Source organism: Roseateles sp. P5_E11, assembly GCF_054049355.1.
In genome coordinates this window covers 1-5,948 of record NZ_JBFUMO010000368.1, presented here as the reverse complement: position 1 = coordinate 5,948, position 5,948 = coordinate 1, and the positions used below count along the sequence as shown (strand labels likewise).

Annotated in this window: 4 protein-coding genes; all 4 read left to right on the top strand. The window is 68.9% G+C overall.

Annotated features, from left to right (window positions below; translation table 11 throughout):
• Positions 1-1,614, top strand: a 1,614-nt coding sequence (locus ACXJKR_RS22075) for a DUF5597 domain-containing protein (RefSeq protein ID WP_457324638.1), incomplete at its 5' end; no start/stop codon positions are given.
• Between the two features lie 4 nt (positions 1,615-1,618).
• The gene (locus ACXJKR_RS22070) at positions 1,619-4,018 is read left to right on the top strand and encodes a glycosyl hydrolase family 95 catalytic domain-containing protein (protein WP_457324637.1); all 2,400 of its coding nucleotides are present in this window, start codon (positions 1,619-1,621) and stop codon (positions 4,016-4,018) included.
• On the top strand, positions 4,018-5,376 hold the full coding sequence (locus tag ACXJKR_RS22065; protein WP_457324636.1) for a GDSL-type esterase/lipase family protein: 1,359 nt from the start codon (positions 4,018-4,020) through the stop codon (positions 5,374-5,376). Before ACXJKR_RS22070 ends, ACXJKR_RS22065 begins: the two co-directional genes overlap by 1 nt.
• A gap of 103 nt (positions 5,377-5,479) precedes the next feature.
• The coding region (locus ACXJKR_RS22060; protein ID WP_457324635.1) for a glycoside hydrolase family 1 protein at positions 5,480-5,948 on the top strand (469 nt) is incomplete at its 3' end.

Genomic DNA, 5,948 nt, shown 5'->3' with positions numbered 1-5,948 from the left:
GTGCTGGCCGGCTTGCTCTCCCTGCAAGCCGCCGGTGCCGCCGAGGCGCCCCGCCTCGTCACGCGCGACGGCCGCCACGCACTGCTGGTGGACGGCAAGCCCTTCCTGATGCTGGGCGCGCAGGCGCACAACTCCAGCAACTACCCCGGCGCGCTCAAGCCCGTCTGGGACGCGGCCAAGGACGTCAAGGCCAACACCGTGCTGATGCCGGTGGCCTGGGAGCAGGTCGAGCCCGAGGAAGGAAAATTCGACTTCAGCTTCGTCGACACCCTCGTCAAGGAGGCGCGCCGACAGAAGCAGCGCCTGGTGATCCTGTGGTTCGCCACCTGGAAGAACACCAGCGCCCAGTACACGCCCGCCTGGGTCAAGCTCGACCCCAAGCGCTTCCCCTTCAACGTCGACCGCGAAGGCAAGTCCAACTACAGCCTCAGCCCCTTCGGCACCGAGACGCTCAAGGCCGACAAGCGCGCCTTCGTCGCGCTGATGGCGCATCTCAAGAAGATCGACTCGGCCGAGCGCACCGTGCTGATGGTGCAGGTCGAGAATGAAGTCGGCACCTATGGCCTGGTGCGCGACTTCGGCAAGGCGGCCGAGGCGGCCTTTGCGCAGCCGGTGCCCGCCGCCGTGCTGGCACGCAAGAAGGCCGTCGTGCCGGGTGCTGCAAGCGGCAACTGGCGCGCCGTCTACGGCGACTACGCCGACGAATATTTCCACGCCTGGGCCATCGCCCGCTACATCGGCGACATCGCCGCGGCCGGCAAAGCCGTCTACGACCTGCCGATGTACGTCAACAACGCGCTGCGCAACCCGCTGGACCAGCCGCCCAAGCCCTGGAACAAGGACTTCGCCAGTGGCGGCCCGACCTGGGACGTCATCGACATCTACAAGGCCGCGGCACCCGCGCTCGACATCGTCGCGCCCGACATCTATCGGCCCGAGTTCGAGCAGGTGAACGCCAACCTGCGCCTGTTCCAGCGCGTCGACAACGCGTTGTGGGTGCCCGAGATCGGCAACGCGGCCGCTTACGGACGCTACCTCTACCCCGTCCTCGGGCACGGCGCCCTCGGCGTGGCGCCGTTCGGCATAGACTACTTCAACTACAGCAACTTCCCGCTCGGCTCCACATCGACCGACCGCGAGATGGTCGAGCCCTTCGCTCGCGTCTTCAAGATGTTCGCCCCGATCCAGCGGCAATGGGCGCAATGGGCCTTTGATGGCCGCACGCGTGGCGCCGCCGAGAGCGATGRCCGCAAGCCGCAGCTGCTGGAGTTCCCCGGCTGGGTCGCGAAGCTGAGCTATCGCGAATGGCAGTTCGGCGAGACCAGCTGGAAGATGACCGACAAGTTCCCCGCTGGCACCGAGCAACCCGGCGGCGGCGTCGCCATCGCGCAGATCGGCGACGACGAATTCCTCGTCATCGGCCAACGCACCCGCGTGCGGATGGAGGCAGCRCCGGGCCAGAACGGCTTCATGCTGCGCACCGAGCAGGGCCKCTTCGACGACCAGGGGCGCTGGGTCATGGAGCGCGTCTGGAACGGCGACCAGGTCGACTACGGCCTGAACCTGCCCGCCGAGCCCGTCATGCTCAAGGTCAAGATGGGCCGCCCGCGCTGAGCCCATGAAGCAGAGCCTCCGATCACTGCGGGCCGCTGCAACGCTGCTCGCCTGCTGCCTCGCCCTGCCACTGCAGGCGGGCGAGCTGGTGCTGCGCTACGACCGCCCCGCAGCCGACACGGCGCAGGGCTGGGAGCAGCAGGCCCTGCCGATCGGCAACGGCCGCATCGGCGCCATGCTGTTCGGCCAGGTCGCCCGCGACCGGCTGCAGTTCAACGACATCACGCTGTGGACGGGTGATGCCCAGGCGCTGGGCGCCTATCAGGCGTTTGGCGACGTGGTGCTCGAACTCGACGGCGCCGACGCGCCCGTGGCCGACTACCGCCGCCAGCTCGACCTGCAACACGCCCGGCACCGCCTGAGCTACCGCCAGGCCGGCGCCGGCTTCACGCGCGAAACCCTGGCCAGCCAACCGGCCCAGGTCATCGCCTGGCGCCTCAGCGCCGACCAGCCGGGCCGCTACAACGGCCGCATCACGCTGGCCGACCGGCACGGCGCGGCGCTCACCGCGGTGGGCACCGCCCTCACCGCCACCGGCCGCCTGCCCAACGGCCTGGCCTATGCGAGCCAGCTGCGCGTCGTGCCGGAAGGCGGCTCGGTGACGGTGGACGGCAACACCCTGGTGTTCCGCGGCTGCGACGCGCTGACTGTCGTCCTCGGCGCCGGCACCAGCCATGCCGACGGCCGTGTCGACGGCCCGGCGCCGCTGCCACGCGTGCAGGCCCAGGTCGCCGCGGCCGCCGCCAGATCCTGGCCGGCGCTGCAGGCGGAGCACGAGGCCGACGTCAAAGGCCTGCTCGGCCGCGTGCAGTTGGACCTCGGCACCAGTCCGCCTGAGCGCCGGGCGCTGACGACCGACGCCCGCCTGGCCGCCTACACCCGGGACGGCGGCGACCCCGAGCTGGAGGCGCTGTACTTCCAGTACGGCCGCTACCTGCTGGTCTCCAGCTCGCGGGACTCCCTGCCCGCCAACCTGCAGGGCCTGTGGAACGACAGCCTGACGCCGCCATGGAATGCGGACTATCACAGCAACATCAACCTGCAGATGAACTACTGGCCGGCCGAGCCGACCAATCTGGCAGAGACGGCGCGGCCCTTGCACCGTTTCGTGCAGAACCTGATTCCCGCATGGCGCCGGCCCGTCGCCGAACGCGCCGCGCTGGCACTGAAAGACCCGAAGGCCCTGCCGGCCGAGACGCCCCCGTGGGACAACTCGGTGCAGCCGCCCATCGAGACCTTCCTGACTTCAGTGCGCCCCCAGGGCCGGACTGCGTCCAGCCCGCCCCCCGAGGGGGTTGCGGAACCTTGGGGCGGCCCGGCGGTTCCACAGCAGGCCCGGCCCATGCGCGGCTGGGCGCTGCGCACGGCGACCAATCCTTTCGGCGCCCAGACCTACCTCTGGAACATGACGGGCAACGCCTGGTATGCCCGCCACTTCTGGGAGCACTACGCCTTCACGCAGGACAAGGCCTTCCTGCGTGACGTGGCCTGGCCGGTGCTGAAGGAAGTCGGCGAGTTCTGGGAAGACCGGCTGGCGGAGACGGCGGACGGCAAGCTGGTAGCACCCAACGGCTGGTCGCCCGAGCACGGCCCCATCCAGGACGGCGTCGCCTACGACCAGCAGATCCTGTGGGACCACTTCGACAACATGGTGCAGGCCGCCGACGCGCTCGGCGACCGTGCCGCGCGCGACCATGCCGCCTCGCTGCGCGACCGCCTCGCCGGCCCGCGTGTGGGCAGCTGGGGCCAGTTGCTGGAATGGCAGGCCGAGCTCAAGGACGCTGTGCTGGACACGCCCAAGGACACGCACCGCCACGTCTCGCACCTGTTCGCGCTCTTCCCCGGCCGGCAGATTTCTCCGGCGCGCACGCCCGAGCTGGCCGCAGCGGCGCGCAAGACGCTGGAGGCCCGCGGCGACGTCAGCACCGGCTGGTCCATGGCCTGGAAGATGGCCTATTGGGCGCGGTTGCGCGACGGCGACCATGCGCACACGCTGCTGCGCGGTCTGCTGGCCACGCCGGGTGCCCGGGCCGCCCGCACCGGTGGTGAGGTGAACCAGGGCGGTACCTACCCCAACCTCTTCGACACCCACCCGCCCTTCCAGATCGACGGCAATTTCGGCGCGACCGCCGCCATTGCCGAAATGCTGGTGCAATCACAGGACGGCGTCATCGACTTGCTGCCCGCGCTGCCTGCCAGCTGGCCCGAGGGCTCGGTCAAGGGCCTGCGCGCACGTGGCGGCTTCGAGGTCGACATCGCCTGGGCAAACGGTCGCATCAAGAGCGCCACCGTACGCTCGGTGGCCGGCGCGGGCGGCGGCCGCGTTCGCATCGGCGAGCGCGTCGTCGCACTGAAGCTCAAGCCCGGCCAGTCGCGCACGCTGTCGTCTCAAGACTTGCTCTGATGATGAATCGCTTCCTGCTCGCCTTCGCTGCCCTGCTCCCAATGACAGCGCAGTCATTGGACCTGGACGTTGGCCGCCCCGCCAAGGGTTGGCAGATCGCCGTCACCGATTTCGAGGGCGAGGCCAAGCTCGTCGGCGACCGCGTCACCGTGCCCAAGCCCGCCAACCCACGCGTGCCGGACAGCCACGTCGCGGCCCGCCGTAGCGCTGACGGTGCGCTGACGCTGCAGTTCAGCAACTCCTGGATCGCCCAGGCCCGCTGGCAGGACGGCCCGCCGCTGGACCTGCGGCCCTACCTGGCCGAAGGCACCGTCGAATTCGACTTGAATGTCATCGATCTCGCCCATGGTGGCATGAAGTTCAAGCTGGGTTGCGGCAATGGCCGTGGACGCCCCCAAAGCCGGGCTGCGCCCAGCCCACCCCCCGAGGGGGCCAAGGAAACTTGGGACGRCCCGGCGTTTCCTTGCGAGYGCAAGATCCCCTTCCTGTTCGCCGGCCGAGAGCTGATCGGCAAAGGCCGTCAGCACCTGTCCTTTGCGTTGAAGTGCTTCTGGCGCGAGGGCGACGATTTCAGCGCCGTCAACGTGCCCTTCGCGCTGGAAGGCACGGGCAACGGCGAGCTGCAGATTGCCCACCTGCGCATCAACAAAAATGGCAAGGCGACCACCGCCTGCCCCGACTACCGCACCCAGTCCGTCACGCCCGAACGGCTGCAGGAATCCTGGGCCGCGGACTGGTGGCTGCCGCGCCATGAACAGAAGCTCGCCGAGATCAAGGCTCATCGCGAAGCGGGCCGGCGCGTGGACCTCGTCTTCCTTGGCGACTCCATCACACAGGGTTGGGAGAACGAAGGCAAGGCTGCGTGGGCAACGCATTTTGCGAAGCACAACGCCGTCGCCCTAGGCTTTGGCGGCGACCGCACCGAAAACCTGCTGTGGCGACTGCAGCATGGCGAGCTGGACGGCATGGCGCCGAAGGCGGTCGTCATGATGATCGGCACCAACAACACCGGCGACCGGCTGGAAGACCCGGCCTTCACGGTGGCTGGTATCCAGAAGAACCTCGACGAGATCCGCAAGCGCCAGCCCCAGGCCAAGGTGCTGCTGCTGGCCCTGTTCCCACGCGGCGAGAAGCCCGACGACCTGACCCGCAGGCACAACGACAGGATCAATGCGCTGCTGCCCGCGTTGGCCGATGGCCGCCGGATCGTCTTCCTGGACATCGGCCGCGCGCTCGCGAATCCGGACGGCACACTCTCCAAAGACATCCTGCCCGACTGGCTGCACCTCAGCCCGCAAGGCTATGAAATATGGGCTCGCAGCCTGACAGCGACCCTGACCCCGTGGCTGACGCCCTGACGGCCGAGCACTCTCCCTCTCCTGGATCGCTATGACTGCCTCTAGCTCCTCCGATTTCATCCGCGGCATCGTCGCAACCGCCCCATTGCCGCAGGATGGCTCCTTGACAGACAACCTCACCTTGACCTACGCCAGCCCCTTCCCTGCCGACTTCCTCTTCGGCGTTGCCGCCGCCGCGCCGCAGATCGAGGGCGCGGCCTTCGAGGACGGCAAGGGCGAATCCATCTGGGACCGCTTCTGCCGCCAGCCCGGCAAGGTGCACGACGGCGACACCCTGGACGTCGCCTGCGACCACTACCACCGCTTCGACGCGGACTTCGCGCTGATGGCGTCGCTGGGGCTCAAGCACTACCGCCTGTCGCTGGCCTGGCCGCGCATCTACCCGAACGGCGACGGTGAGCTGAACCAGGCCGGCCTGGACTTCTATCACCGCCTCTTCGCCAGCATGAAGAAACACGGCATCGAGCCGTGGGTGACCCTCTTCCACTGGGACCTGCCGCAGGCGCTGGAAGACCGCGGCGGCTGGACGTCGCGCGTGACGGTGGACGCCTTCGGTCGCTATGCCGACACGG

Coding starts and splice junctions, on each gene's coding strand:
- ACXJKR_RS22070 (WP_457324637.1), top strand. CDS start 1,619: ATGAAGCAGAGCCTCCGATCACTGCGGGCCGCTGCAACGCTGCTCGCC.